This is a genomic window from Nonomuraea sp. 3N208 (genome assembly GCF_052245935.1).
In the GTDB taxonomy this organism is placed as follows: Bacteria; Actinomycetota; Actinomycetes; order Streptosporangiales; family Streptosporangiaceae; genus Nonomuraea.
Window position 1 is genome coordinate 12,320 of sequence record NZ_JBQQBR010000076.1, and the last position, 25,479, is coordinate 37,798.

Consider the following 25,479-nt stretch of genomic DNA (forward strand, 5'->3'; position numbering starts at 1 on the left):
CGCTTCTCGGGAGAATCCGGAATCCGGCCCCTCGCCTGGAGGGGCCGGATCGAGCGATGGTGGTCAGTTGATGACGGCCAGGCGGGTGATGGCGTCCCAGCCGGTGCCGATCTGCACCTTGGTGTTGATGTTCGGGGCGCCCGGGGTGCCCGTGTTGAGGTAGGCGTACAGGGTGCCGTCGCTGTGCCGGCCGATCACATCCGTCTTGCCGTCGTTGTCGAGGTCGGCGACGGTGACGTGAGTGATGGCGTTCCAGCCCGTACCGATCAGCACCTTGGTGGCGATGTTCGGCGCCCCCGCATTGCCCTTGTTCAGATAGGCATACAGGCTGCCGTCGCTGTGCCGGCCAATCACGTCCGTCTTGCCGTCGTTGTCGACATCAGCGACATTGACCCGGCTGATGGCATTCCAGCCCGTACCGATCAGCACCTTGTTGTTGACGTTGACAGCACCCACGCTGCTGGCGTTCAGATACGCATACAACTCGCCGTCCGACCTACGGCCGATCAGATCCGTCCTGCCGTCGTTGTCGATGTCCGCGACGGTGATACGGGTGATACCGGTCCAGCCACTGCCGATGTCCGCACCCCTGGCGGTCACCCCCGGCACGCCCGGCGAACCCGTCCCCAGATAGGCACGCAACGTGCCATCCGCCAACGTCCCCACCAGATCCGGCCGACCATCCCCATCGAAGTCAACCGCCTCACCCGTGGCATCCTCCGGCTCGACAGGAACCTCTGGTGTGATCCCGACCGGGGCGCTGTAGCCGACGATGTCGACGTCCCCGCGGGAGTAGCTCTTCGCCCTGGTCTGGTCGCTGCTGTTGCCCTCGATGGTGGTGATCGTGCTCGAGTTGGCCGACGTGACGATGCCGACATGGTCGATGTCGCCGCTCTGGTCCCAGTCGAAGACCACGGCGTCGCCGGGCAGCGGGGTGTAGCCGCTGGCCCTGGTGTGCCAGGTGCCGTGCGTGGTGCCGTAGTCCTTGAAGGACGAGGCCCACCCCGAGAGGGAACCTGGAGGGCCTTCCGGGATGTCCGCGTAGGTGACGCCTGCCGCCCGCCATACGTACTTGGAGAAGTCGGCGCACCACTCGCTGTCCCGGAACTGGACACCATCCGCGGACCCACATCCGCTCGACGGCTTCCACGTCCGGAAGACGCCGGTGTAGTAGTTGCAGTTGCTGCCGGCGGGCCGCTCGACGTTGCGTTGGCCGTCCGCCAGCTCTCTTTCCGCGACAGCCACGATGTCGCTCCGCGTCGCCGCGACGGCCGGTGTGGCGGTCATCGCCACCACGGCGGCCGCCGGCACGGCTAAGGTGACGGAGCTCGCGATCAGGCGGACAAGGGATCTTCTCAAGGCGCTCCCCCTTGCTGGTGTGTTCGGGGGAAGCATGGTCGTGAGGCCTGTAGAAATCCTCCAAAGGCGCTGAAACGCCGTCTGTAGCCAGAATGCCCCAGCGACGTTCGTGCGCCGGCTCACCGTCGCGGAGCCGAAATAATCCACCCGCCTGTCGGCATATGATCTTTTCATCTGATATTCGCCCGATTGTCGGAAAGGCATCCATGACCCACCCCCTCAGCCGGCGGTCCGCCCTGCTGGGCGCCGCGGCCGTAGCCGGCCTCGCCCTGTGGGACAGACCGGCCGAGGCGGTCGGCACCGCCGCGTTCGACGCCGCGCGTGAGCGATGGGTGAGTCTGCTGGCGGGTGGGTCGTACAACTCCGCCTACACCGACAAGACACAGGCGGTCGAGGGCTCGGCCAATGCGGTGCTGCGCAAGCTGAAGCCCGCCCCCGACCGCCCGAGCCTGTGGCCCGACCTGCCGCTTGACGACCCCCGGACGGGCAACTTCAACCGCGCCTACAACCGCATGCGCGCACTGGCGCTGGGCTGGGCCACGCCGGGCACCGCCATGCACCGGGACAGGCAGGTCGCCGAGACCGCGGTCAGGGCGCTGGACTTCCTGTACGAGCACGCCTACCACGAGGAGCTCGACCGGCGGGGCAGCAACTGGTTCTGGTGGGAGATCGGCGTCCCCCGCTCGCTGACCGACACCTGCGCCCTGCTGTACGACGGCCTGCCCAACGACCGCCTCGAGCGCTGGCTACGCCCGTTGCGCCGCTGGTGCCCCGATCCAGAGCGCCGAGTCAGCCACCCCGGCGTCGTCGAGACCGGCGCCAACCGAGCGGGCAAGGCCATGGCGGTGGCGATGCGCGGATTGCTCACCCACGACGCACGCCTCGTCAAGCGGGCCAGGGACGCGGTCTCCGACCTGCTGCGACCGACCGCGGGCCCAGGCGACGGCTTCTACCGTGACGGGTCGTTCATCCAGCACGACGTGTACCCCTACACCGGCAGCTACGGCGTGGACTACCTGGAGAGCGTGGCCAAGCTGATCGCCATGCTCGCGGAATCACCGTGGAAGATCACCGGAATCGGCAACGTCTACGACCTCGTGGATCGCTCATTTGCGCCGTTCATCTTCGACGGGCTGATGATGGACTGCGTACGCGGCCGGCAGATCTCAGTGCAGGGCCACCGCGACTACCACTCGGGGCAGAAGGCGGTCGAGGCCATCCTCACCTTGCTGGAGGCGGCGCCCGAGCGCCATGCCCAGCGCTGGCGACCGATGGTGAAGGGCTGGCTCACCCGCAACCAGGCCATCCCCTACGACACGCTCGCACCGCTGGCCAGCGTCGCAAAAGCCAAGGCCCTGCTGGAGGACCCGTCGGTGCCGGTCGGCCCGCGCACGACGGGCACGTACGTTTTCGCCGACATGGACCGGGTCGTGCACCGCCGTCCCACCTGGGCCTACGCGATCGCGATGAGCTCGGAGCGCATCGGCGCCGCCGAGGCCATGAACCGGGAGAACCTGCACGGCTGGTACACCGGCGACGGCATGACCTACCTCTACACCGGCGACCTCACCCACTGGAACGATGACCTGTGGCCCACGATCGACCCGTACCGGCTGCCGGGCACGACGGTCGACACCCGCAGACGCGCCGATCTGCCGCACGGCAAGCGTCGCCTGCCACCCACCCCGTGGGCGGGCGGCGTGGCACTCGACGGCGAGTACGGCGTGGCGGCCATGAAGCTGATCGCCGACCGCTCCTCGCTGCGGGCCAAGAAGGCGTGGTTCCTCCTCGATGACGCGGTGATCGCCCTCGGCACCGGCATCGCCGCCTCCGATGGCCGCCGCATCGAGACCGTCGTGGAGAACCGCAACACTCACGACAGGCATCCGCCGCTGACCCGGGGCGACGGCTGGGTCCACCTCTGTGGGGTGGCCGGCTACGCGCTGCTCGACGGCGCCGACGCGAAGGTGATCCGCAAGAAGCGCACCGGCCACTGGCGAGACATCGACAAGGGCGCCACCACCGGAGGCGACAAGACCCCCGTCACCAGGCACTACACGACGATCCTTATCGACCACGGCGTCGATCCGCGCAAGGCGCGCTACGCCTATGCCGTACTGCCCGACGCCTCCGTCGCGCAGACCGCGGCTTACGGCCGGAGGATCGAAATCCTCGCCAACTCCGGAGCGGTGCAGGCTATTTCCCGCGACAACGTGCTCGCCGCCGTCTTCTGGCGCGCGGGGACCGTCGAGACCGCGGATGGACCGCTCGTCGCCGACGGTCCGTGCACGCTGGTGATCCGCCGCGACGACAAGCGGGTACGGCTCGCCGTCTCCGACCCGTCCAGGACCGCCGACGAGGTGAAGATCACGCTGCCCTGGCCGGTGAAATCGGTCAAGGAACGCGACCGCAGCGTGCGCAAGGCCAAGCGCGCGGTCAAGGCGGAAGTCGGTGGCAGCCGCGGGCACGCCCACACCGCGGTGGTACGCATCTGAACCAAGCCGGCCGCGTCACCACCGCCATGATCGCCACGGGTGGAAACTCGGTGGCGTGAGCAGGGACCGAGGATCGATGATGCCATCGTGCAGACGGCACATGCCACCATCGCGCCAGCCCACGAGATCGAGATCGCCTGCGACGAGTCGGGCTGGGAGGGCGCCAACCTCGTGGCCGGGAGCTCGGACGTCATCGCGTACGCCAGTGTGCGGCTGAGCGTCGACGCGGCCACGGAGTGGCTGCGCGAGCTCAGCGGTCGCGCCAGGCACGTGAAGCGGGAGCACAAGGCGTCGCATGTGCTCCGTGCGGATCGGCGGTCTGCGGTAACGAGTCTGCTCGGCCCGGCCGGGCCCATCCACGGCAATGCCTTTGTCCATCTCACCGAGAAGGCCTACTTCGTCGTCGGCAGACTCCTCGACCTCGTCCTCGGGCAGTCCGCGGACGCGGCAAGCGCCGGCATGGTCGCCGATCGGCGACTCACCGGACTGGCGACCACGCTCAACCGGGAAGGTCCCGAAGCGTTCGGCCGTGATCGGTGGCAAGCCTTCCTGGCAGCATCCAATGCCGTCCTGCAGTCGCGGAAAGCCCGGAATGTGCGTGAGCCCGTGGACGCGTTCGTCGATCTGGTCGAGGCGCTCGCGGAACTCGACGGAGGTAGCCGTGTGGGCGCGATTCTCGACGAGCTTCGACGGGAGAGATCGGTTGCCTACGCGGCGCGGGCCCGGCTCCTGGAGCATCACGTCCTGCAACCGGCTCTGGAACCCTTGATTCCCGCCCTCGCCAGGACGATTCTCCATTGGAGCCGAGGCGGCGGGATCGACGTGTCGATCGTGCACGACGAGCAGTCCGCCCTGACCGAGCGGCGCATCCGGCGCCTCGAGCGGCAACTCCTGCCGCCGGGCCGCTGCCTCCGTTTCAGGCAGGTGGACTCGCGCACGGATCCGCGGGTCCAGGTGGCCGATGTGCTGGCGGGAGTCGCGCGGAGGCTCGCGGCCGACGAACTCCGCGGCCGTGGTGATCCAGAACTCGGTGAGTTGCTGCGCGCCTACATCGATCCGGCCTCCCTTTGGTCCGACGAGCGGAGTTGGTCCCGCCTCGGCCCGACGCGCTGATCGGCCGGCGTTTTCGGTGCGCTCCCCTCTGGGGTCTCTGTGGTCGTCGGCGCATCTATCTCGTGGCGAGTGCCGCTTCGATACCGGGAACGCGCTCGTGAAGCCAGTCCCCACCGCCTTCGTACTCGAACACCAGCGCCAGCAGCATGTAGAGCAGGTGGTGATTCGCCATGTGCAGGGACGCGTCCGCTGGAACGCCCGCGGGGAAATACGCGTCGAGCATCGCGCGCTGCAAGCGAGGCTCACCAAGCTCCATCCTGGCCAGGTCCAACCATGGGCTGGCCGCCGCGCAGTCAGCCCAGTCGATGATCCCCTCAACCCGGGACCCGACCGATAGGACATGCCGACCGCTGATCGGCTGCCTGCCTACGTCTGCGGGAAATGGCAGGCGGCCTGCCGGCCGGGGGCGACCTCGCGCAGGCGGGGTCGCTCCAGCTTGCACAGGTCGCGGGCGTGCGGGCAGCGTGGGTGGAAAGCGCAGCCGGCGGGCTTGTTGACCGGGCTCGGCACATCGCCCGGCAGGACGATGCGCTCGCGGCGCCCTGCTGATGACTGGACCGTGCCGTCGTCGATGCGCGGCACGGCCGACAGCAGCGCCCGCGTGTACGGGTGGGCAGGACCCGCGTACAGCGCCTCGGCCTCGGCCGTCTCAACGATCTCGCCGAGGTACATGACGGCGATGCGGGTGCTGACCTGCCGGACCACGCCCAGGTCGTGCGCGATGAAGACGTACGTCAGGCCGTACCGTTCCTGCAGGTCGGCGAAGAGGTTGAGCACCTGGGCCTGGATGGAGACGTCCAGCGCCGAGACGGGCTCGTCGGCGATGATGAGGCGTGGCTCGGTGGCCAGTGCCCGGGCGATGCCGATGCGCTGGCGCTGGCCGCCGGAGAACTCGTGTGGGTAGCGGTCGGCGTACGCCGCGGGCAGGCCGACGACGTCGAGCAGCTCCGCGGTGCGGCGGCGGATCTCAGTGGCGGAGCCGAAGCCGTGGACGTGCAGCGGGTCGGCCACGATGTCGCCGACGCGGCGGCGCGGGTTCAGAGACGCGTACGGGTCTTGGAAGACGAGCTGAAGCTCGCTGCGGACGGGGCGGAGCCGGCGGCGGGACAGCCGGGTGATGTCGCGCCCGGCGAACTCGACGGTGCCGCCGGTGAGCTCGGTCAGGCGGACCAGGCAGCGGCCGAGGGTGGACTTGCCGCAGCCGGACTCGCCGACCAGGCCGAGGGTCTCCCCCGCGCGGACCTCGAGTGAGACGCCGTCCACGGCGCGGACCTGGTCGCGGGGACGTCCTGGCAGGGAGCGACCCAGCGGGTAGTGCTTGACGACATCGGCCGCTCGCAGCAGCACTGGACGGCTCATGACGCCTCCCGCCTCAGGTTCGAGCGGCCCTCCTGCGGGAGCCAGCACGCGTCCTCGTGTCCCGTCGCGCCGGCCAGGCTCGGCTTCTCATCGCAAACCGGGAGCCGGTATGCGCACCGCGGCGCGAACGCGCACCCCTTGGGCAGGTCATACGGTGACACGGAGCTCCCCGGGATGGCGGCCAGGCGGCGCGGCCGGGGGCCGGTCACCCGCGGCACCGAGCCGAGCAGTCCCCAGGTGTAGGGGTGGCGGGGCCGGCGCAGCACCTCGGCGGTAGGCCCGTGCTCGACGGCGCGCCCGCCGTACATGACGAGGACCCGGTCGGCCAGCTCGGAGACGACGCCGATGTCGTGGGTGATGATGACGATGGCTGATCCGTGCCGCTCGCGCAGCCGCCGCATGAGGTCGAGGATCTGCGCCTGCGTGGTGACGTCCAGGGCGGTGGTCGGCTCGTCGGCGATGAGCAGGCGCGGGTCGCAGGCGAGGGCGAGCGCGATGACGGCCCGCTGGCGCATGCCACCGGAGAACTGGTGCGGATAGTCGTCCACGCGGCGGGCCGCGTCCGCGATGCCCACTTCCTCCAGCAGCTCGACGGCCCGGTCGCGGGCCTGCCGCCGGGTGGGGCGCCGGTGCGCGCGCAGTTGCTCGGCGATGTGCCAGCCGATGGTGTAGACGGGGGTGAGCGCCGTCATCGGATCCTGGAAGATCATCGCGATGTCACGCCCGCGGATCGTGCGCAGCTCCCGGTCGGTACAGGCCAGCAGGTCGCGGCCGGCGAACAGGGCCGTGCCGGTGACGCGGGCGTTCGGATCGCGGATCAGCTTGAGCAGGCTCAGCATGGACACGCTCTTGCCGGAGCCGGACTCGCCCACGATGCCGAGCACCTGGCCGGGCTCGACGGTGGCGGAGAGGCCGTCGACGGCCGTGACATGTCCGGTGCGGGTGCGGAAGGTGACCCGTAGGTCGCGGATCTCCAGGAGCGGCTCATGCATGGCGCACCCTCGGGTCGAGCCGGGCGTAGAGGAGGTCGACGACCGCGTTGGCGAGGACCACGAAGAACGCGGCGTACAGGACCGTACCCATGATCATCGGCAAGTCGACTTTCTGCAGGGCCTCGTACGTCAGCCGGCCCACGCCGGGCAGCCCGAAGACCACCTCGGTGAGCAGCGCGGCGCCACCCACCAGCGCGCCGAAGTCCAGGCCGAAGAGCGAGACGATGGGGATGAGCGAGCAGCGCAGCGCGTGCCGGATGAGGATCCGCCATTCCGAGATGCCCTTGGCCCGGGCGGTGCGCACGTAGTCCTGGTCCAGCGCGGTGACGAGCTCGGAGCGCAGCAGCCGAGCGTAGATGCCCGCGTACAGGACGGCCAGCGTCAGCCAGGGGAACAGCAGGTGCAGTGCCCACTGGAGCGGGTCCTGGCCGAAGGGGACGTAGCCGAGCGGCGGCACCCAGGAGAACAGGCTGTCACGCAGCCGGCTCTGCGTGAGCAGGTTGACCACCTCGCCCAGCCAGTAGACCGGCAGGGAGACGCCGATGACGCCGAGCAGCATGATGACGGGGTCGAGGATCGTGCCGCGCAGGCGGGCCGCCGTGGTGCCCATGACCACCGCGAGCACCATCCAGATGACGGCCGCGCCGAGCACGAGGGAGAGCGTGACCGGCGCCGCCTGCAGCACCTGCGGAATCACCTTGGCGCCGCGGTTGACGTAGGACTCCAGGTCGCGGGTGACGAACAGGTGGCCCATCATCATCGCGTATCGGACGGGCAGCGGCTGGTCGAGGCCGAAGGAGGCGCGCACCTGAGCGAGCGTCTCCTGGTCGGCGTTGCGCCCGGCGATCCGCGCGGCGGGGTCGACTCCAGGCGTGGCGAAGAAGATGAGGAACACCAGGACGCTGATCGTGAACAACACCAGGACGGCGGAGGCCAGGCGGCGCAGCAGGAAGGCGGCCATCTACACCCCGCCTCGTAGCCGGGCGCCCGGGTCGAGCGCGTTGCGTACGCCGTCGCCGAAGACGTTCAGTGCGACAGCGGTGACGGCGATGAGCAGGCCGGGCGCGATGGCCACGGCCGGCCGGGTGTAGAGCAGGCCGAGCCCGTCGTTGATGATCGTGCCCCAGCTGGCGGCCGGCGGCTGGACGCCGATGGACAGGAACGACAGCGCCGACTCGATGAGCATGTCGAGCGCCGTCATCATCGGTAGCAGGACGATCAGCGTGGGCAACACGTTCGGCAGCAGGTCCTTGCGCATGATGCGCAGGTCGGACGCGCCGACGCCGATCGCCGCCTGGACGAACTCGCGGGTGCGCAGGGCGATCACCTGGCCGCGGATCGGGCGGGCCGCGTACGGCACGTACACGGCGGCGATGATGCCGATGGGCACCCAGAGGCTGCCGGCCTCGACGCTGATCGGCCCGATCCTCAGCGGTCCGGTGAGCAGCACCACCGACAGGCAGATCGCCAGCAGGTAGACGGGGATCGACCACATCACATCGAGGATCCGCGACAGCAGGGCGTCGACCGCTCCGCCGGCGTATCCGGCGACTACGCCGACGACGGTGGCGGCCAGGCAGCACAGCAGCGCCGCGGACACGCCGATGACCAGGCTGTTGCGGCCGCCGTACAACAGCCGGGCCATGACGTCGCGGCCCTGGTTGTCGGCGCCGAGGAAGTAGTGCTCGGGGTCCCACGTGGGGCCGATGGGGGTGACGCCGAGGCCCAGGCCGGTGCTGCTGGGCGCCAGCACCGGCACGGTCCGGCCGTCCACCACGGTCGTCCCCGAGATGTTCGACCGGAACGGGTTCGTCCGCGCCACCTGGTCGGCGTACACCGGGGCGAGCAGGCAGGCCACCGCGACCAGCAGGAACACCACCAGTCCGGCCGTCGCGGCCTTGTCGCGCGCCAGCCGGGCGAGCGCGGCCCGCCACGGCCCGGCGGCTGTCGAAGCCGGCTCGCTCACTGGACCCAAAGCTGGCCGACCAGCATGTAGAACTGCTTGCTGAACTGGTAGTTGCCGACCCGCTTGGAGATGAAGTTCACCTGCTTGGGGTTGAAGATCGGCACGACCGGGGACTTCTTCATGATCTCCTGATCGATCTGGCCCCACAGCCCGTCGGCCTTGGCCTGGTCGGTCCGCTGCGTCTCCAGTGCGGTCTGCATCTTGGCGTCGATCTCCTTGTCGCAGAAGCCGGCGATGTTGATGCTGGAGTCGCTGCCGGGGTGGAAGGAGGCGCACGACAGCAGCACGTTGAGGAAGTTCGAGGCGGCCGGGTAGTCCTGGTACCACTGGGTCAGCGCCAGCTGGACCTTGTTCTTCGTGTTCTGGATGTAGGTGAACTGGATGTCGCCTGACAGCGGCTTGAGCACGGCCTTGTAGCCGATCTCGGTGAGCACGCTCTGCAGGTACTCGCCGATGCTCTTGTTGACCGCGTCGTCCTGGACGACGATGCCGACCTCCTGCCCGGCGGTGCCGGACTGCTGGACGAGCTGCTTGGCCTTGTCCAGATCGGGAGCGGCCCACTTGGCGGCGCCGTCCTTGGTGTAGTCGCAGAAGTCGACGTGGCCGGGGAAGCCGGGCGGCAGGACCGTGCAGGCCGGCTGGGCCAGGTTCGAGCCGCCGTACAGCTGGACGAGGGCGTTGCGGTCGACGGCCCAGTTGACCGCCTGCCGGGCGAGCTCGTTGTCGAACGGGGCGAGGTTGGTGTTGAGCGTCAGGTACCAGAACGCGGTGAGCTGGGCGACGTGCACCTGCTCGGCGTACGTGGTGCCGAGCTCGTTCAGCCGGTCGGCGGGCGGCGGGTCGAACACCCAGTCGGCCTGGCCGTTCTGCACGGCGGTGACGGCCGCCTCGACGGTGAGGCCGAAGGAGTAGTCGATCGCGTCGGGGTAGACCTGCGGCTGGGCGTCCGGCGACCATTCGGTGAAGTGCGGGTTGCGCACGAGCTTCAGCGCGCGGCTCGGGTCATAGGAGTCGACCATGTACGGGCCGGTGGTGGGCAGCGGCGCAGTGCCGGAGTCCTTTGCCGGCGAACCCTTCGGCAGCACGCTGGCGTGCGGGACGGCCAGCTTGTAGAGGAACTCCGGGTCGGGCTCGGCCAGCTTGATCGTCACGGTTCCGGCCGCGGCGTCACCGATCACACTCTCGTCCAGCGAGCACGACTTGGGCTTCTCGATGCAGGCGTCGGCGCCGGCGATGCCGTTGTAGAAGGTGCCGGCGGTGGGGCTGGACACCTTGAACAGCCGCTCGAACGAGGCCGCCACGTCGTCCACGGTGACCTCGTCGCCGGTGGAGAACTTGACGCCCTTGCGCAGCTTGAAGACGTACGTCTTGCCGTCGTCGGTCACCTCGGGCATCGCCTCGGCGAGGTCGGGAACGACCTTGAACGACTCGTCGCCGCCGACCTTCTTGAACGCCATGAGGCCGTCGTACATGGACTGGTAGAGCTGCCAGTACTGAAGGGTGTAGTTCACCTGCGGGTCCAGCGTGCCCGCGGCACTCTTGGCGAGCAGTTTGAGCGTGCCGCCCTTGTGCGCCTCCTGGAACGCCCCTGGAGCCGCCGCGACCGCGGCCGCTGAGGTCGCGGGCGACGCGGCCGGGGCGGTGGTCTGGGCGCTCGCGCAGGCGGCCAGGACGAGGGCCGCGCATCCGGCGGCGATCGGGCGGATGAGCGGGTGGGCGCGCGGGAGGTGACGTGCCATGGTGCGGCTCCAGTCAGTCGTTCTCGTCGAGGAACGCGCCGACGAGGCGGAGGTAGGCCTCCTCCTCCTCGACATGGGGCATGTGGCTGGAGTCCTCGAAGATCTCCCAGCGCACATCGGGGATCCGGTCGGCGTACGGCCGCACCGTGGCCTCGGTCGCCTCGTCGTGGCGGCCCGAGACGAGCAGCGTCGGCACCGCGATGCGGTCGACCCGGTCGATGATCGTCCAGTCCTTCAGCGTTCCGATGACGTGGAACTCGTTGGGACCGTTCATGGTGTGGTAAACGGTCGGGTCCGCGTCGATGGCGGCGAAGGTCGCGGCCACCTCGGGCGGGTTCGGCACGATCCGGCAGACGTGCCGGGCGTTGAAGACGGCCTCCGCTGCCTTGTAGTCGGGGTGCTCGGTGGTGCCCGCCGCCTCGTGCTCGCCCAGCGTCTTCTGGACCTCGGGCGGGAGGAGAGCGCGCAGGCGCGCCGCCTCCGACAGCCACAGCTCCATGGACGCGGGCGAGTTGGCGATGACGAGGGACTTGAGCCCGGCCGGGCGACGTACGGAGTGCTCGGCGGCGAGCATGCCGCCCCACGACTGACCGAGGACGTGGTAGCCGCCGGAGAGGCCGAGCGCGGCCAGCAGGTTGTCCAGCTCGTCGAGGAAGAGCTGGACGGTCCAGAAGTCCGCGCCCTTGCCGGGCAGGTGGGTGGAGTTTCCGATGCCGAGCTGGTCGTAGTGGACGACCGCGCGGCCCTGCCCGGCGAGGCCGGCGATGCGCAATGTGTAGTTGTGGGCCGCTCCAGGTCCGCCGTGGAGCACGACCAAGGGCGTCTTGGCCGACTCAAGGTCGCCGGTGATGCGGTACCACGTCTGCCAGTCGCGGAAGCGGACGGTGCCGGTGAGAGTGGGCTCTGGGATGGGCAATGGTTCCTCCCGCCTGTTGCTCGGTAGGATGTATGGACTAAAGGTCTGACCACAAGACCTTTTGGGGAAAGTTTCACACCGGTAACAGCGGCGAAATGCGCCGCCCGGGCTGACATGATCAATGGTGACCCGAGGAGGGACGTGCGGGACGAGACGGCGGGCGGCGGCTCGGTGCTGCGGCCGGTACGACTGCCGACCGCCGCGGAAGAGGTGGCCGACAGGCTCATCACCGCCATCGCGATCGGCGAGTACCTGCCGGGCGAGCGGCTGCCGCCGGAGCGGGAGCTGGCCCAGATCCTCGACGTGAGCAGGACGACGGTCCGGGAGGCGGTCGGCAGGCTGCTCGCCGTGGGCATCGTCGACATCCGGCGGGGGCGCAACGGCGGGGCGTTCGTCCAGGAGAGCTGGACGAACGCGTCCGCCGACGCGGTGCGGCGGACGCTGCTGCCCCGCTGGGCGGAGCTGGAGCAGCTGTTCGACCTGCGCTGCCTGGTCGAGGGCATGGTCGCGCGGGTGGCAGCGGAGCGACGCGAAGCCGGCGACTTGGCGAGGATGCGCGAGGCGCTCGACCGGTACGGCTCCGCGCGCTCACCCTACGAGGAGCACGCCGCCGACATCGCCTTCCACCAGGCCGTCGTGGAGGCCACCCGAAACCCGCAGATCGTCCGGCTCAGCCGCGACCTGCTCAGCCGGGTCAGCCTGGGCTTCCCGATCGAGCCGTACGACGGGGCGCCGGCCGTCTACCAGCGGGCCCTGACCGAGCACGGCGCGATGTGCGACGCCATCGAGGCCGGCGACGTGCAACGCGCCGGCGAGATCGCACAGGGTCACTTCTCCATCACCAACGAGGCGTTGCGCGAAGTCCTGGCCCGCGGCCTGGGCGAAAACGGCTCCTGACCCCACGCCTCAGTCAGTTCAGGTCCAGAGCAACGTCCAGGCGCAGGTAAGCGTCGGCCAAGGCCTGCTCGGCCGCCTCGTCGGAGTCGTGGGTCCGCGCCCCCGCGAAGGCCGTGACGGCCTGCACGATGTCGGCACGCGCTCGTGCGAGGTGGCGGAGCAGCGTAAGAAGTCCTGTGACTTTGACGTCGGTCACCAGCCTCATGTCGGTGCTCCACCGGTGCGAAACGTTTGGTAGCCGGCCTACAACATGTTCCTGATCGGCCCCGGCATGTCCGGAACGGGCTGCTCGAGCAGCTCGTTCACCTCCGCGTGGGTCAGGAGGCGCGTCTCCAGGAGGGTCGCGAAGCACTTGCGCCAGTCCTGCCGAGCCTCGGAGTGCCGTCCCAGGGCATGCAGGGTCTGGCCGGACCACCAGGCGGTCACGGCGTAGCCGATGCGGTATCCGGCCCCGTGCAGGAGCGCCAGCGCCACCTGGTAGGTGTCGGCCGCCTCGGCGAGACGTCCGGCATGCATGTAGGCGCGGGCCAGGGTCTCGCGGGACACCCCCTCCCCATACAGGATGCCGATGCCGCTCCACTCCACGATGGCCGCCCTCGCCTGCGCTATGGCCTCCTCGAAGCGGCCCTGCCGGTAGAGCACGTGCACGCGGTTGTTGAGGATGGCCCCTCGCGCGTAGCGGTCGTCCGTCTCCTCGGCGATGTCCAGAGCCCGAGCCAGGTTGGCGACGGCGAGGTCGAGCCGCCCGAGCATGGTGTAGACGACGCCGAGTTTGTTTAAGGACCCCATCCTCCGGTGCGGCAGGGCGGTCTTGTCCCAGCACGCCACTGCCCGTTCCAGGTGGTCGATTGCCTGTTCGTAGCGTCCCTGGTCGCGGTAGACCCAGCCCAGATAGCTTTCCTCCTGCGCCTGGCCGGCCCAGTCTCCGCACCGCGCGGCCACCTCGGCCGCGTTGCGGTGGACGTCGGCCAGGTGCGTGACCCAGCCTCGGTAGTTGAACGGCCAGTGCAGCCCGATCGCCAGTCCTATGGCGGTGTCCGGGTCGGCGGTCTCGGCCGCCTGGCGGGCCGCGGCCAGGAGGTTGTCACGCTCGGCCTCGGTCCATTCGCTGGCCTCCCGGGCGCTGGCGAGCGCGAGACCGGGCTGCTCCGCCTCGTACGCGGGCTCCAGGATCTGGACGTGCACGAGCCGTGTGGCGGTGTTGACCGTGGCCAGGTAATGGTGGAGCCCGCGGCGAAGCGCGGCCGCGAGCTCCGCCGCGGGCAGCTCGCGAGCGGCCTGCTCCCTGGCGTACAGGCGAATGAGGTCGTGGAAGCGATACCGGCCGCGCCCCACGGCCTCCAGGAGCCGGGCGCCGCGGAGCCGTTCGAGAGCCGCCTCCGCCCGCGCCTCGGGCCAATCGGCCAGGGCTGCGGTGGCGGCCGAGGTGTGCGTCGGCGTGTCGAGCAGGCCGAGAAGCGGGAGGATGTGCGCAGCGTCGTGGCCGCTGGGCTCCTCGCGCAGGTGCCGGTGGCTGACCGCGATGCTGGTGCGTACGGCCAGGTCGGCGTACTGCAGGGTGTCCAGGCGCTGGGCGGCGTCGGCGAGGCTGTCGGCGAGGTCGGCCAGCCGCCAGTCGGGCCGCGCCGCGAGGCGGGCGCCGGCGATCCGGATGGCCAGGGGAAAGCCACTGCACAGCTCGGCGATCTTCGCGGCGGCCTCCGGCTCGCGCTGGACGCGGCCTGGGCCCGCGATCCTGGCGAGCAGCGTGACGGCATCGCTGTCGCCGAGCCCGCCCAGATGCAGGTGGCGGGCGTTGTCGAGCGTGGTCAGGGCATTGCGGCTGGTGATGACGACCCGACAGCCAACGCCCGCCGGGATGAGCGGCCGGACCTGGTGGGCGTCGAGCGCGTTGTCGAGAATGACGAGCAGGTCACGCGCCGCAGTGAGCGCCCGGTAGCGGGCGATCGCTCCCTCGAGATCGGCCGGTACGGCGGAGCCGTCCAGCCCCAGCGAACGTAGCAGGTGGCCCAGGGCGTCGAGCACCGGCAGCGGCTGCAGTCCCGGGGTCGCACCGTTCAGGTTGACGTAGACGATGCCGTCGCGGAACCGTCCGGCCATCGCGTGCGCCACGTGGACGGCGAGCGCCGACTTGCCCACGCCGCCAGGCCCGTCGACCACAGCCACACCCGCGCCCACCACCGCCTCCCGCAGCCAGCCCGCCTCCTCATGCCGGGCGGTGAACGACCCGGTATCGACAGGCAGCACAGCGGGAACGAGCGTGCTGGACTGCAGCGGAGTGGTGAGCTCGAGCTCCGGTTCCCTGGCGAGAATGGCCTGCTGCAGCCGGCGCAGCCGGGCGCCCGGCTCGATGCCGAGCTCCTCCACCAGGACGGTGCGGCCCTCCTGGTAGACCGTCAGCGCTTCGGACTGCCGCTCCGCCCGGTAGAGCGCCAGCATCAGCTGGGCGCGCGGGCCCTCCCTCAGGGGGTGGGCCTGGACGTGCGGGGCGAGGTCGAGCAGCACCGCGTGGTGATCCCCCGCCGTCAGCCGCAGGTCGATGTGGTCCTCGAAGACGGCCAGGCGCTCCTCCTCCAGGCGTCTGGACTCGATCTGGGCCCATGAGTCGACCAGCTCAGCCAGGGCACGCCCCCGCCACAGGGCCAGCGCCCGCCGGTACAGCCCGTCGGCCGTGCCCGGCTCGCGCCGCTCGCGCGCCATCCGCGCCTGGCGGGCCAGCAGCGTGAAGCTGTGCGCGTCGACGTGATCGCGGGGCAAGTCCAGCAGGTAGCCGCCGGGCACGGTCGCGATGATCTCGGGGGTGAGTACGTCACGCAACTTCGACACCACGATGTGGAGCTGCTTGCCGGCCGTGGCCGTCGAGGTCTGCCCCCAGACGTCGGCGACGAGCTGACGTGCGGTGACGGTACGGCCGGCGTCCAGCGCCAGCCGCGTCAGGACGGCGACGCGGCGACGGCCCGCCAGCCGTACCGGTTGCCCGTCCGCCTTGATCTCCCAGGGCCCGAGGAACCCGATCTCCAGTGCCATCAGGAAGTGAAGTGTACGAAGGGGCGGTATATCGCCGGTATTTTCTTAGAAGTGCTTGATCGGCTTTGGGGGTAGGGGGACGTCGCGCCCTCGCTGTGGGGACTGTCGAAATGCCTGTCAATCTAGCCTGACGGCCTCCTTGAGGAAGATGACGCCGTCGATCGTGTCGAGCTGGGCCGGGTCCAGCGGGAAATAGGCGAAATCGTGGGAGATGCGCGTGGCCGACTTCGTGACGGCCTCGGCCAGGCGGCGGGCGTCGATGAGAGAGTGGTCCCACGGGAGCGTGGACAGGAGGCCCTCGATGGTGTCCGGGGGCGGGGTGTTGTCGCCGACGGTGCCGAAGGCGGAGACCAGGAAGGCGTACCGGTCGCCCAGGTGCGCTTCGGTGATCGCCCCCGCGCTCCACCAATCCACCGGCTGGTCACCGAGCCGCATGAAGCTCTTGTTCCGCTGCAGGTGGAGGTTGTGGCAGAAGACCAGGGCCGGGCCCTGTTCGGAGATGGCGCACAGGTTGGCGGCCATCATCGCGTCCCGTAGGCCCGTCAGTCGCGGCAGCCGCGCCGGGGACGTGTCGGCCATCCAGTAGTGATAGCGGAGCAGGCCCACGGCGGTGCGCCCGTACAGTGCCGCCCGCTCCCTGTCCTCCGCGCTCAGCCGCGGCACCTGCGTGTCGAGCAGCGCCACCAGGTCGTCGGCGAGCAGCCGCAGCCGCTGGGCATCGGCGGACTGGCCGATCGACTGGGACGGGTCCATGACCGTGGCCTCGTTCGACCACCGGTCGTCCGGGCCGAGCAGCGCGTCGAGGGTTTCCCTGGTGCAGGGGAGCGGGCCGTCGAGGAGGTCGTAGAGGGCGGTGAGCGCCTGGCGCGGGCTCTCGGCCCAATACTCCAGCGGGCCGTCGAAGCCGAAGAACCGGAGCTTTTCGTCATACTCCTCGTTGTACGCGCGCATCCAGCGCACGAGCTCGCGGATGGCGGGGGGCGCGCCGAAGCCATGGCTGAAGCCGCGTTCCATGACGTCATCGAGCGTGCCCGCGCCTGTCGTGACGTAGTCGTCCACCACGAGGCCCCTGAGGCAGTCGCTCTCGATGGCGAACGACCGGTAGCCCTCGTGCTCGACCAGATGCCGGAAGATCTCGTTGCGCAGCTCGCCCAGCTCCCCCACGAAATGCCTGGCCTCGCCCAAGCCGAGCAGCAGGGGCTTGGCGGGAAGCGACCGCAGGAACGCCGAGACGCCCGCGCCGTCGAGCTGCCGGGCCGTGTCCTTGATATCCATACCTTCAACGGTATCGATGAACCTACTGTGTAAACTTTGCCGCGAAAATGCCCGCTCTCAGCGCGGCAGGCCTTCAATCGGTGATTACCTCCGGCTACGCGCGCAGCCATATGCCGCCATCGCTCCTGCCATCGAAGACCTCTTCAAAACTTGGCACGTACTGCCTGGCAACGGGCAGGCGTACGCGCTGCCGGTCCGCCGCGCCTTGCTCACCTTGGAATGACGATCGCCAAGGCATACGTCCGCCAGACACGTCGGCCCCCCGGAGACCGACAGCAAATCCAGCGTCCACACCGGCACCGCCACGTACAGCTCGCCGGTCTCCCGGGGCGCCACACCACCCGGGGCTCGACACCCGCGGCGGCAAATGCGGCGAGCGTTCGTTGCAACGCGGGTTCTTCGTCGACGATGGTCGCCGGGCACTGTGCGAGTTCGGCGAGTTCGATGCTGCCGCGCGGCGCGAGATGGTGGCGAGGGCTGAGAGCGACCATCCTCCGGGTCTCGCGGAGCACTTCCCCTGAGCATCCGGGCACCAACTGCGCCTCACGAATGGCGCACACTTGCGCTCGCCCGGCCAGCATCTCTTCCTGGGTCTCGGGGCCGGAGCCCTCGATGAAGCCCAGCTCCACCTGGGGTGCCGCTGAGTGAACCAGTCGACCAGATGGCGAATGACGTACATCGCGAGCGTGCGGAACACCCAGACGACGAGCCGGGCGCGCGCGGCAACAAGCTGCCCCGGGAACCTCGATCGCATGTGTGGTGAAGGTCAGGCGTTCAGCGATCTTCGTACGGCGGCGTCCACCAGCTCGTGTATCTCCTGCTCGGTGAAGATGCCGGGCAGCGTCAGCCGCTCCACGATGAGCCAGTTCAGCGCGAGGTAGAGGAGCACCACCGAGGTCGAGTCGCCGGGCAGGCCCGACGCGGCGTGGTAGCCGATGTTGGCGTCGATGTCCTCGCGGATGCGCTTGGTCAGCACGGCGCGCAGTTCCGGGCGCCGGGCGGACTCCAGCCGAAGCTCGAGAAGGGCCAGGTAGCCGGAGTTGAAGGCGGAGACCCGATCGACCAGCTCGTGCATGAGCTCGGCGTAGCGGTCTTGGTCCTGCACGCCCTCCCGATTCTGGGCGATCGTGGCCTCGTCGGGCAGCAACCGCTCGTAGATGCGCCCGCCGACCTGAGTGAACAGATCGTCGCGGTTGGCAAAGTAGTTCGAGGCCGTGCCCGTGGGCACGGCCGCCTCCGCATCGACTGCCCGGAAGGTCAGCCCTCGCGCTCCCTCCCTGGCCAGCACCTCGATGGCCGCGTCGATCAGCGCCTGGCGCCGCTCGGGATTCCGCCGCACTTGACACCACTCCAGATGTAGTACTACCTTCAAACCACTCCAGACAGAGTACTACATCAGGAGTTTATTGGTATGCGGAAGCTCGTCTACTACGTTGGCGTCTCCCTCGACGGCTACATCGCAGGCCCCAACGCCGAGTTCGACTTCTACCCGCTGTCGGACCAGATGGCCGCCTGGATCAACGCCCACTACCCCGAGACGCTCCCCACCCACGTCCGCGAGCTCGTCGGTCTCGACGGCGTGCCCAACAAGGTCTTCGACACTCTGGTGATGGGCCGCGGCACCTACGAGCCGGCCCTGGACGTCCCCACCACCAGCCCCTACTCCCACCTGCGCCAGTACGTCGTCTCGGGCACCTTGAAGATCGACGATCCCACGGTGCAAGTGGAGACCGGCAGCCCCATCGAGCTCGTCCGGCGGCTGAAGGCCGAAGACACTGGCATGGACATCTACCTGTGCGGCGGCGGCCGGCTCGCCGCCTCCCTGCTCCCGGAGATCGACGAGATCATCCTCAAGAGCTACCCCGTGGTGGCGGGCACGGGCATCCCGATGTTCTCCGGACAGTTCCGCCCCACCCTGTTCACCCCCATCCGGCGCGAGTCCTTCGACAACGGCGCCCAGGTCAGCTGGCTCACCAGGGCCTAGAACCGCAAGGAGGAACCATGCCTATCAAACTTCCCGCCTCGATCACCCAGACCAAGGCCGGCCACCAGGCTCAATCGCCGCACCGGCACGAGCATCCGGCGCGCGATCTCAAGCCCACGGTCCGGACCGACCTCTCCCGCCGCCCGACGGCCGCACCCCGCCGCAGCGGTTACTGAATCTCTGTCGGCAACGGTCGGTTTCGTTGATTGATGAGCAGGGTGTTCGCGCTATCGGGGATGCCACGGATGCCGCGGATCAGCTTGTTGCAAGTCTGCTGGTCATCGGTCAACTCGGCGCCCATGGGCTTCTTGATCGTTACGCGCACGATGTCGGCGGCGCCCTCGCAAGCCCAGGTCGGCCAGGCTGATGAGATCACCTGCGACTTCGGCGAGGGCGTCGATCAGGCCATGGGCGCGGCGGGTTCACCCCGCACACCCTGGACGGGGACCAGAACTCACCCGAAAGTGGAGCTACTTCTCCGCCCTTGAAATCAGATCAAAGCAGTGACCAAGCGCGACCAATGATGACGGTCGAAAGGAGACACCATGGCAACGACAAGCAACTCCGGAACCAACCACGAGGCGGTGCAGCGCGTACTGGACGACGCAGTGTCTTCGGGCGCGACTCCGGGCATCGTGACCGAGATCTGCAAGGGCGACTCCCGCTGGTTCGCGTCTGCGGGCAAAGCCGACATCAGCACCAGCCGCGAGCGCAAACCGGAGGAGTTGTTCCGTATCGGCAGTGCCGCTAAGGCGTTCACCGCCGCCACCACACTGAAATTAGTCGGAGAAGGAGTACTCAGCCTCGACGATACGGTGGAAAAGTGGCTGCCCGACATGCTCGACGACAGTCACTATGACGGCGGCGAGATCACGTTACGGCAGTTGCTGAACCAGACGAGCGGCATCTTCAACTTCAGCATGGACCCAGAGTTCTACGCCAGCGGCCAAGGCGAGGCCTGGTACGAACGCCGGTTCAAGGTCTTCACTCCCGAAGAACTAGTGAGGATCGCTCTACGGCATCCGCCCTACAACGCGCCCGGCGAGGCGTTCCGGTACTCCAACACGCAGTACTACCTGGCCGCGATGATGGTCGAGAAAGCCACCGGCGAATCGTACGGCGATGTGCTTGATCGGCTCATTCTGCGGCCGCTCAACCTGACCGGAACATCGTTACCCACCACGCAGACGACCATCCCCGGACCGCATCCGGTGCATTACTCCAGGCTGGAATTGCCCGACCCAGCGGCACCGCTGCACGACGCGACCGAGTCGAACGAGACAACCGCCTGGAGCGCGGGCGGCATGATCTCCTCGACCGGCGACCTGCTCACGTTCTTCTCGGCGCTGTTCTCCGGTCGCATCCTCAAGCCGGCACAGATGGAGGAGATGTTCACGACCGTGTCCACTGACGGCTCCGGGTGGCTGCCCAACACCCGCTACGGGCTCGGTGTGTGGGTCGAGCAGAAGCTCGAGAGCGGCGTGCCCGTGTGGGGCAACGGCGGCGCGGACTACGGCACGTTCACCCTTGTCATGGGCAACCGCGACGGCACGCACATGGTCGCCAGTCACGTGAACACCGACTGGTCCCCCCAAGCCTATGCGGCGTTCCTGGCCATCCTCGACATCGAGTTCGGCAGCGACAAGCACGCCGATTGACCGCGGTGTCGCACAGCGGGATTACGGTGCCGGACATGCACCGCAAGTAGCGGCCACCGGCCGGGCTGCGGCCGATGGCCGCTTGCGCGTACGCCTTCTTCGTCACCGCCACCCGCTGATGTGGAAGCAGGAAGGGTGCCGTGGCCGGCTTGCAGGGGGATGAGCCGATTGTCGAGCCAGTGGTCGTGTGACACAGAAGTTCAGATCGGTCCATTTGACGATCTCGCAACGAAGCGGCACCCAGTTCGTGTCCATCGCAGCGTGCCGCCCGCTACCAGAGCCCGCACCTCATACCCCGCCCCCCGCGCACGCGTGCGCCCTTCGGAGCAGCACCTCGCGCTCCGGCGCATTCCGGGTCAGCTGCGCGGCCCGCTCGAATTCGACCCGGGCCTCGTCCATCCGCCCGAGCTTGGCGAGCAGGTCGCCGCGCACCGCGGGCAGCAAATGGTAGTCCCGCAACGCCGCACATACGGCCCGACTGGGCGGTCCAGATTGCCGGCCCGCAGCAGGGCGGTGAAGCCGCGGCGGATGAGCAGCTGGTCCCAGCGGCCGCGGTTCTGGTCCGTCAGCGTGACGGGCCGGCCGACCGGATCTACCCGAGCCCGGAATCGGGATGCCTGGATCTCCATGAGCGCCACCAGGCCGTGCACCTCGGGATCGTCCGGTGCAAGTTCGGCGAGCATGCGGCCCAGCCGCAGCGCCTCCCGGCACAGCTCGGGCCGCAGCCAGTCGTCGCCCACCGTGGCCGAGTAGCCCTCGTTGAAGACCAGGTAGACGACTTCGAGCACCGAGGCGAGGCGCGCGGCGCGTTCCGGCGCCGGCGGCACTTCGAAGGGAATGCGCCCCCACAAGGTAGAGGCCATGGGGCCAAGTCGAATGGTGTCGCGAATGCCGGGCCGGATCGGGATCGTCCAGGACTGCCGGTCTCCCTACGGTCACCCCGGAAGCAGCGGACCGCAGGGAGTTTGACGTCAGCGGTGACGGGCTGACCTACCGGATCAGTACGCCCCTGGGTCGCCCATCGCACGCGGCCGGGGACTACGGGGTCAGCAGCGGGACAAAGGTAGTGCGGTGGCTGGTGCTCCCCCACCCAGAAGCTCGATCCCGCGCTTGTCCCCCGGCGACAACGCTGCCCGGTCCGCCCCAAGAGGCCATGATGATCGCCCGGCATCCGTCGTGGGACGGTCAGGAGTGCATCGACAGGGGCGTCGGCGGCCTGTCCTCCTAACGCGCGCTGATCACCAGGTCACAGGAAGTGACTCCACCCCGTAGACGGTCGACTGGAGCCGGAAACGGAGACTCTCGAACGGCGCCGCGAGCTTCAGCCCGGGGAACCGCTGCAGCAGCGCGGGGAAGGCCACCTGCATCTCCACCCTGGCCAGCGGCGCGCCCAGGCAGTGGTGGACGCCGTGCCCGAAGGCGATGTGCCCGCCGGCGTCGCGGGTGACGTCGAGTTCGTCGGGCTCCTTGACGAACGTCTCGTCGCGGTTGGCCGCCAGCAGCGAGGGGATCACCAGGTCACCGGCCTTGATCTGGCGGCCGCCGAGCGTGATGTCCTCGGTCGCGTGCCGGGGTGGCCCGGCACGGTGCGCCACGGAGAGGTATCGCAGCAGTTCCTCCACGGCCGGAGTGACGGCGTCGGGCTCGTCGCGGATGACGGCGGCCTGGTCCGGCCGGTGCAGCAGCAGCAACGTGCCCAGGCTGAGCATGTTGGCGGTCGTCTCGTGCCCGGCCACCAGCAGCGTGTTGCCGATGCCGAGCAGCTCGTCGTCGGTCAGCTCGTCGCCGTGCTCACGCACGAGCAGGCCGAGCAGCTCCTCCCCCGGCTCGGCCCGCTCGCGGCGGATCAGCTCCGACATGTACGCGTTCATCTCGGCGGTGTTGGCGGCGTGCGCCTCCCCGTCCAGCGTCATGTCCAGGAGCCGGTTGCTGCGCCGCTGGAAGTCCTCCCGGTCGGCGTACGGCACACCGAGCAGCTCGCAGATCACCAGTGAGGGGACCGGCAACGAGAACGCCTGCACCAGGTCGGCGGGCGGCCCGGCGGCCTCCATGGCGTCCAGGTGCTCGGTCACGATCTGCTCGATGCGCGGCCGCAGGTGCCGCATCCTGGCCACCGTGAACTGGCCGGTCAGCAGGCGGCGCAGCCGGGTGTGCTCCGGAGGGTCGTACATCAGCGGGTTGCCGATGATGAAGCCCTTCAACGACTCATCGGAGCGGTCGGCCAGCCGGCCGTGCGGGCCGCGGGCGGCGGTGCTGAAGTGCGCCGGGTCGCTGAGCAGCTTGCGGACTTCGGCGTACTGGGTGACGAGCCACACATCCGGGCCGCCCGTGGCGATGGGCAGCCGGATGACCGGCCCTTCGGTGCGCAGCCGCCGATAGTCCTCGGCGTGGTATGGGGTCGGGTCGCCGTGCAGCGGCGGCAACGGAATGGTGGGGATCTCGGTCATCAGCCGGCTCCTTCTCCGCTTAACTGATACCAACCTCTCACTTCCCACCGTAACATACGAAATGAGAGTCGACTCTCACCTGTTACGCTGGGTGGATGCGCAGTACCGACGCGCCTCGCCGCCAGCGCGCCGACGCCGCTCGCAACGCGGAGCGGATCATGCGCGCGGCCCGGGCGGCGTTCGCCGAGGCCGGCGGCGGCATCACGCTGGAGGAGATCGCCCAGCGGGCCGGAGTGGGGCTGGCCACGCTCTACCGCCACTTCCCGAGCAAGGACCGGCTCGTCCGCGACGTCGTCGAGGAGCTGATGCGCGAGGAGATCGAGCCGGCGATCACTCGTGCGCTTGCCGAGCAGGACCCGCTGCGCGGCATGTCGGTCATGCTCGAGACGGTGCTGGCCCTGGCGTCGGGCCAACCGGGCATTCTCGCCACGGCCAAGGACGCCGGGGCACTCACCGCCGACATGGCCCCCCGGTTCATCCAGCCGCTCACCCAGCTCATGCGGAACGCCCAGGCCACCGGCCAGGTCCGTGCCGATCTGGAGCCGGGTGACCTGAAGCAGATCCTCAACATGCTGCTCAGCACGCTGCGACCGGCCAAGGGCCCGGATGAGGGCTGGCGCCGCTCCCTGGTGCTCCTACTGGACGCCCTCCGCCCGGACGGCGCCACTCCCCTACCTCCGGCGACGCCACCCGCCCGCTGCTGATCAGACCGTGACCACGATCTTGCCGAATTGCGGGTCAGCGAGGTTGGAGCCTCAGCCGTAAGGGATGGATGAGCTGGCTGGACGGTCCTCCCGGACGAGGCGAACTTGGGGAGCCGGACACTCCAGTGAAGTTTCTCTCCAGGACCACGGGACCGGTGAGACTAGGGCAGGCTTGCTGGGTGATGGCGATTCATTCGCTGCCCACGCAGCCACAGGCAGAGCCGTACCAGATGATCACCCGCATGTCACCGCCGCACCTGCGTGCGTACGTGCTGGGGTGGGCCGGCTTTCGCACCCGGGCGGGAGAGCCCGCCCACCCCAGCCGGATGCTGCCGCTCAACGCGGCCACCCTGATCATCGACTTCACCGGCATGGGCCCGATCGTCACCGGTCCCCGCGCCACCGCGACGTTCTCGGTCCATACGCCGTGGCGTCACGGGGTGGCGGCCGGGCTCACCCCCGCCGGGATGTCGGCGCTGACGGGGACGCCCATACGCGAGGTGGCCGGCACGACCGTGCGTCTGGAAGACCTCCTCGGCACCCGTGCCGAGGAGCTGACCGACCGGCTGATCGCGTCGGCGAGCTGGTCGGACCGCTTCAGCCTGCTGGAGGAGCGGCTGACGGCGTGGTTGCGCCCCGACGCCGGCTCCAACGACCTGATCATGCACGCCTGGTGGCGGCTGCAGGAGCCGACCGGCCCGCCCACCATCGGGTCCCTCGCCGGTGAGCTGGGCGTCAGCCGTCGTTATGTCGAGCTCGGATTCCGCCGGGTGGTGGGCTTGTCGCCCAAGACGGTAGCCCGGATCGCCCGATTCCAGCGGACCGTGGACACGTGGAGACGGCCCTCGGCCACTCTGGACGAGGCTGTCGCCTGCGGTTACGCCGACCAGCCTCACCTCACCCGCGAGATCCGGGCGATGACGCAGATGACACCGAAGCAGCTGTTCGCATTTGTTCAATACACCGATCGGCTCACCGGCTAGCGTGACCTTCCGCTCCGGACCGAAGGAGGGCCGGGGGACAGGAAGGGGCAACACGTCATGGCAGGCGTTCTCGCGGCCGATCCCACCCTCGCCGACTTCGGCAAGGACCCGCTGTGGATCACCATCGTCAAGGCCGTGATGTTGTTCCTCTTCCTGATGCTGGGCGTCATGTTCGGTGTCTGGTTCGAGCGCAAGCTGATCAGCCGCATGCAGAACCGCTACGGCCCCAACCGGGCCGGCAAGTTCGGCCTGCTGCAGTCGGTCGCCGACGCGATCAAAATGGGCTTGAAGGAGGACCTCTTCCCGCGGACCGTGGACAAGGTGCTCTACCTGCTGGCTCCGGTCATCATGGTGGTGCCGGCGTTCCTGGCCTTCTCGATCGTGCCGTTCGCGCCGATGGTCAACCTGTTCGGCGTGCAGACGCCGCTGCAGCTGGTGGACCTGCCGGTGGCGGTGCTGTTCATGCTGGCCATGGGCGCCGTGTCGGTCTACGGCGTGGTGCTGGCGGGGTGGTCGTCGCGCTCGCCGTACGCGCTGCTCGGCGGGCTGCGGTCGGCGGCCCAGG

24 protein-coding genes and 1 pseudogene are annotated in these 25,479 nt (G+C 69.1%); 9 read left to right on the forward strand and 16 right to left on the reverse strand.

Annotation, left to right across the window (positions count from 1 at the left end; translation table 11 throughout):
• Positions 1-63 precede the first annotated feature (63 nt).
• Positions 64-1,359 carry an FG-GAP-like repeat-containing protein gene (locus ACTWPT_RS56850; protein ID WP_443185897.1) on the reverse strand — a complete coding sequence of 432 codons (1,296 nt, stop codon included), beginning with the start codon at positions 1,357-1,359 and terminating at the stop codon, positions 64-66.
• A gap of 206 nt (positions 1,360-1,565) precedes the next feature.
• Here ACTWPT_RS56850 and ACTWPT_RS56855 point away from each other — a divergent pair, with 206 nt between their 5' ends.
• Both ACTWPT_RS56855 and ACTWPT_RS56860 read left to right on the forward strand, forming a co-directional pair.
• A complete protein-coding gene (locus ACTWPT_RS56855) occupies positions 1,566-3,854 on the forward strand; it encodes a polysaccharide lyase 8 family protein (RefSeq protein WP_443185898.1) in 2,289 nt (762 codons plus the stop codon).
• Positions 3,855-3,941: 87 nt separating this feature from the next.
• On the forward strand, positions 3,942-4,967 hold the full coding sequence (locus tag ACTWPT_RS56860) for a hypothetical protein (RefSeq protein WP_443185899.1): 1,026 nt from the start codon (positions 3,942-3,944) through the stop codon (positions 4,965-4,967).
• A gap of 55 nt (positions 4,968-5,022) precedes the next feature.
• Here ACTWPT_RS56860 and ACTWPT_RS56865 read toward each other — a convergent pair whose 3' ends face one another.
• From ACTWPT_RS56865 to ACTWPT_RS56895, 7 genes are all read right to left on the reverse strand, one after another.
• Positions 5,023-5,223, reverse strand: coding sequence for a hypothetical protein (locus ACTWPT_RS56865; RefSeq protein ID WP_443185900.1), 201 nt, complete (start codon positions 5,221-5,223; stop codon positions 5,023-5,025).
• 110 nt (positions 5,224-5,333) lie between these two features.
• Positions 5,334-6,326 (reverse strand): ABC transporter ATP-binding protein, encoded by a 993-nt coding sequence (locus tag ACTWPT_RS56870; protein WP_443185901.1) that lies wholly within the window; start codon positions 6,324-6,326, stop codon positions 5,334-5,336.
• Complete coding sequence (locus tag ACTWPT_RS56875) at positions 6,323-7,318, reverse strand: ABC transporter ATP-binding protein (protein WP_443185902.1); 996 nt, start codon at positions 7,316-7,318, stop codon at positions 6,323-6,325. Before ACTWPT_RS56875 ends, ACTWPT_RS56870 begins: the two co-directional genes overlap by 4 nt.
• Positions 7,311-8,279, reverse strand: coding sequence for an ABC transporter permease (locus ACTWPT_RS56880; protein WP_443185903.1), 969 nt, complete (start codon positions 8,277-8,279; stop codon positions 7,311-7,313). The genes ACTWPT_RS56875 and ACTWPT_RS56880 overlap by 8 nt, the downstream gene beginning before the upstream one ends.
• Positions 8,280-9,284 carry an ABC transporter permease gene (locus ACTWPT_RS56885; protein WP_443185904.1) on the reverse strand — a complete coding sequence of 335 codons (1,005 nt, stop codon included), beginning with the start codon at positions 9,282-9,284 and terminating at the stop codon, positions 8,280-8,282.
• Entirely contained in the window at positions 9,281-11,023 is a 1,743-nt protein-coding gene (locus ACTWPT_RS56890) for an ABC transporter substrate-binding protein (RefSeq protein WP_443185905.1), read from the reverse strand. Before ACTWPT_RS56890 ends, ACTWPT_RS56885 begins: the two co-directional genes overlap by 4 nt.
• 13 nt (positions 11,024-11,036) lie before the next feature.
• The gene (locus ACTWPT_RS56895; RefSeq protein ID WP_443185906.1) at positions 11,037-11,939 is read right to left on the reverse strand and encodes a proline iminopeptidase-family hydrolase; all 903 of its coding nucleotides are present in this window, start codon (positions 11,937-11,939) and stop codon (positions 11,037-11,039) included.
• A gap of 141 nt (positions 11,940-12,080) precedes the next feature.
• On the opposite strand from ACTWPT_RS56895, the gene ACTWPT_RS56900 reads away from it, so the two are divergent.
• Entirely contained in the window at positions 12,081-12,836 is a 756-nt protein-coding gene (locus ACTWPT_RS56900; RefSeq protein ID WP_443185907.1) for a FadR/GntR family transcriptional regulator, read from the forward strand.
• Between the two features lie 13 nt (positions 12,837-12,849).
• Here the strand turns inward: ACTWPT_RS56900 and ACTWPT_RS56905 are convergent, their stop codons facing one another.
• The 5 genes from ACTWPT_RS56905 to ACTWPT_RS56925 all read right to left on the reverse strand — a co-directional run bounded on the left by ACTWPT_RS56905 (position 12,850) and on the right by ACTWPT_RS56925 (position 18,477).
• Positions 12,850-13,041 (reverse strand): hypothetical protein, encoded by a 192-nt coding sequence (locus ACTWPT_RS56905; RefSeq protein ID WP_443185908.1) that lies wholly within the window; start codon positions 13,039-13,041, stop codon positions 12,850-12,852.
• A gap of 38 nt (positions 13,042-13,079) precedes the next feature.
• The gene (locus tag ACTWPT_RS56910; protein ID WP_443185909.1) at positions 13,080-15,863 is read right to left on the reverse strand and encodes a BTAD domain-containing putative transcriptional regulator; all 2,784 of its coding nucleotides are present in this window, start codon (positions 15,861-15,863) and stop codon (positions 13,080-13,082) included.
• A gap of 117 nt (positions 15,864-15,980) precedes the next feature.
• Entirely contained in the window at positions 15,981-17,138 is a 1,158-nt protein-coding gene (locus ACTWPT_RS56915; protein ID WP_443185910.1) for an erythromycin esterase family protein, read from the reverse strand.
• Between the two features lie 209 nt (positions 17,139-17,347).
• Positions 17,348-18,004, reverse strand: a complete 657-nt coding sequence (locus tag ACTWPT_RS56920) for a LysR family transcriptional regulator substrate-binding protein (RefSeq protein ID WP_443185919.1) — start codon at positions 18,002-18,004, stop codon at positions 17,348-17,350.
• Positions 17,905-18,477, reverse strand: coding sequence for a TetR/AcrR family transcriptional regulator (locus ACTWPT_RS56925; RefSeq protein ID WP_443185911.1), 573 nt, complete (start codon positions 18,475-18,477; stop codon positions 17,905-17,907). Before ACTWPT_RS56925 ends, ACTWPT_RS56920 begins: the two co-directional genes overlap by 100 nt.
• Before the next feature lie 72 nt (positions 18,478-18,549).
• Here ACTWPT_RS56925 and ACTWPT_RS56930 point away from each other — a divergent pair, with 72 nt between their 5' ends.
• Both ACTWPT_RS56930 and ACTWPT_RS56935 read left to right on the forward strand, forming a co-directional pair.
• Positions 18,550-19,122, forward strand: a complete 573-nt coding sequence (locus tag ACTWPT_RS56930; RefSeq protein ID WP_443185912.1) for a dihydrofolate reductase family protein — start codon at positions 18,550-18,552, stop codon at positions 19,120-19,122.
• A 17-nt stretch (positions 19,123-19,139) separates the two neighbouring features.
• Positions 19,140-19,298 carry a hypothetical protein gene (locus ACTWPT_RS56935; RefSeq protein ID WP_443185913.1) on the forward strand — a complete coding sequence of 53 codons (159 nt, stop codon included), beginning with the start codon at positions 19,140-19,142 and terminating at the stop codon, positions 19,296-19,298.
• Here ACTWPT_RS56935 and ACTWPT_RS56940 read toward each other — a convergent pair.
• On the reverse strand, positions 19,292-19,498 hold the full coding sequence (locus ACTWPT_RS56940; RefSeq protein ID WP_443185914.1) for a hypothetical protein: 207 nt from the start codon (positions 19,496-19,498) through the stop codon (positions 19,292-19,294). The genes ACTWPT_RS56935 and ACTWPT_RS56940 overlap by 7 nt on opposite strands.
• Before the next feature lie 169 nt (positions 19,499-19,667).
• Here ACTWPT_RS56940 and ACTWPT_RS56945 point away from each other — a divergent pair, with 169 nt between their 5' ends.
• Positions 19,668-20,780 carry a serine hydrolase domain-containing protein gene (locus tag ACTWPT_RS56945; RefSeq protein WP_443185915.1) on the forward strand — a complete coding sequence of 371 codons (1,113 nt, stop codon included), beginning with the start codon at positions 19,668-19,670 and terminating at the stop codon, positions 20,778-20,780.
• A gap of 288 nt (positions 20,781-21,068) precedes the next feature.
• On the opposite strand, the pseudogene ACTWPT_RS56950 reads toward ACTWPT_RS56945, so the two are convergent.
• Positions 21,069-21,622: pseudogene (locus ACTWPT_RS56950) on the reverse strand (DUF6596 domain-containing protein); the annotation flags it as partial.
• Between the two features lie 396 nt (positions 21,623-22,018).
• On the reverse strand, positions 22,019-23,227 hold the full coding sequence (locus ACTWPT_RS56955; RefSeq protein ID WP_443185916.1) for a cytochrome P450: 1,209 nt from the start codon (positions 23,225-23,227) through the stop codon (positions 22,019-22,021).
• Positions 23,228-23,322: 95 nt separating this feature from the next.
• On the opposite strand from ACTWPT_RS56955, the gene ACTWPT_RS56960 reads away from it, so the two are divergent.
• The 3 genes from ACTWPT_RS56960 to ACTWPT_RS56970 all read left to right on the forward strand — a co-directional run.
• Complete coding sequence (locus tag ACTWPT_RS56960) at positions 23,323-23,931, forward strand: TetR/AcrR family transcriptional regulator (RefSeq protein WP_443185917.1); 609 nt, start codon at positions 23,323-23,325, stop codon at positions 23,929-23,931.
• Between the two features lie 182 nt (positions 23,932-24,113).
• Positions 24,114-24,914: a helix-turn-helix domain-containing protein gene (locus ACTWPT_RS56965; protein WP_443185920.1), complete on the forward strand. Its 801-nt coding sequence runs from the start codon at positions 24,114-24,116 to the stop codon at positions 24,912-24,914.
• A 57-nt stretch (positions 24,915-24,971) separates the two neighbouring features.
• The coding region (locus ACTWPT_RS56970) for a complex I subunit 1/NuoH family protein (protein WP_443185918.1) at positions 24,972-25,479 on the forward strand (508 nt) is incomplete at its 3' end.

What these genes read in the sequence shown, in the direction of transcription:
- ACTWPT_RS56855 (WP_443185898.1), top strand. Translation starts at nt 1,566, where the DNA reads ATGACCCACCCCCTCAGCCGGCGGTCCGCCCTGCTGGGCGCCGCGGCC.
- ACTWPT_RS56865 (WP_443185900.1), bottom strand. Translation starts at nt 5,223, where the DNA reads ATGGAGCTTGGTGAGCCTCGCTTGCAGCGCGCGATGCTCGACGCGTAT.
- ACTWPT_RS56870 (WP_443185901.1), bottom strand. Translation starts at nt 6,326, where the DNA reads ATGAGCCGTCCAGTGCTGCTGCGAGCGGCCGATGTCGTCAAGCACTAC.
- ACTWPT_RS56875 (WP_443185902.1), bottom strand. Translation starts at nt 7,318, where the DNA reads ATGCATGAGCCGCTCCTGGAGATCCGCGACCTACGGGTCACCTTCCGC.
- ACTWPT_RS56880 (WP_443185903.1), bottom strand. Translation starts at nt 8,279, where the DNA reads ATGGCCGCCTTCCTGCTGCGCCGCCTGGCCTCCGCCGTCCTGGTGTTG.
- ACTWPT_RS56890 (WP_443185905.1), bottom strand. Translation starts at nt 11,023, where the DNA reads ATGGCACGTCACCTCCCGCGCGCCCACCCGCTCATCCGCCCGATCGCC.
- ACTWPT_RS56905 (WP_443185908.1), bottom strand. Translation starts at nt 13,041, where the DNA reads ATGAGGCTGGTGACCGACGTCAAAGTCACAGGACTTCTTACGCTGCTC.
- ACTWPT_RS56910 (WP_443185909.1), bottom strand. Translation starts at nt 15,863, where the DNA reads ATGGCACTGGAGATCGGGTTCCTCGGGCCCTGGGAGATCAAGGCGGAC.
- ACTWPT_RS56915 (WP_443185910.1), bottom strand. Translation starts at nt 17,138, where the DNA reads ATGGATATCAAGGACACGGCCCGGCAGCTCGACGGCGCGGGCGTCTCG.
- ACTWPT_RS56930 (WP_443185912.1), top strand. Translation starts at nt 18,550, where the DNA reads ATGCGGAAGCTCGTCTACTACGTTGGCGTCTCCCTCGACGGCTACATC.
- ACTWPT_RS56935 (WP_443185913.1), top strand. Translation starts at nt 19,140, where the DNA reads ATGCCTATCAAACTTCCCGCCTCGATCACCCAGACCAAGGCCGGCCAC.
- ACTWPT_RS56945 (WP_443185915.1), top strand. Translation starts at nt 19,668, where the DNA reads ATGGCAACGACAAGCAACTCCGGAACCAACCACGAGGCGGTGCAGCGC.
- ACTWPT_RS56955 (WP_443185916.1), bottom strand. Translation starts at nt 23,227, where the DNA reads ATGACCGAGATCCCCACCATTCCGTTGCCGCCGCTGCACGGCGACCCG.
- ACTWPT_RS56960 (WP_443185917.1), top strand. Translation starts at nt 23,323, where the DNA reads ATGCGCAGTACCGACGCGCCTCGCCGCCAGCGCGCCGACGCCGCTCGC.
- ACTWPT_RS56965 (WP_443185920.1), top strand. Translation starts at nt 24,114, where the DNA reads ATGGCGATTCATTCGCTGCCCACGCAGCCACAGGCAGAGCCGTACCAG.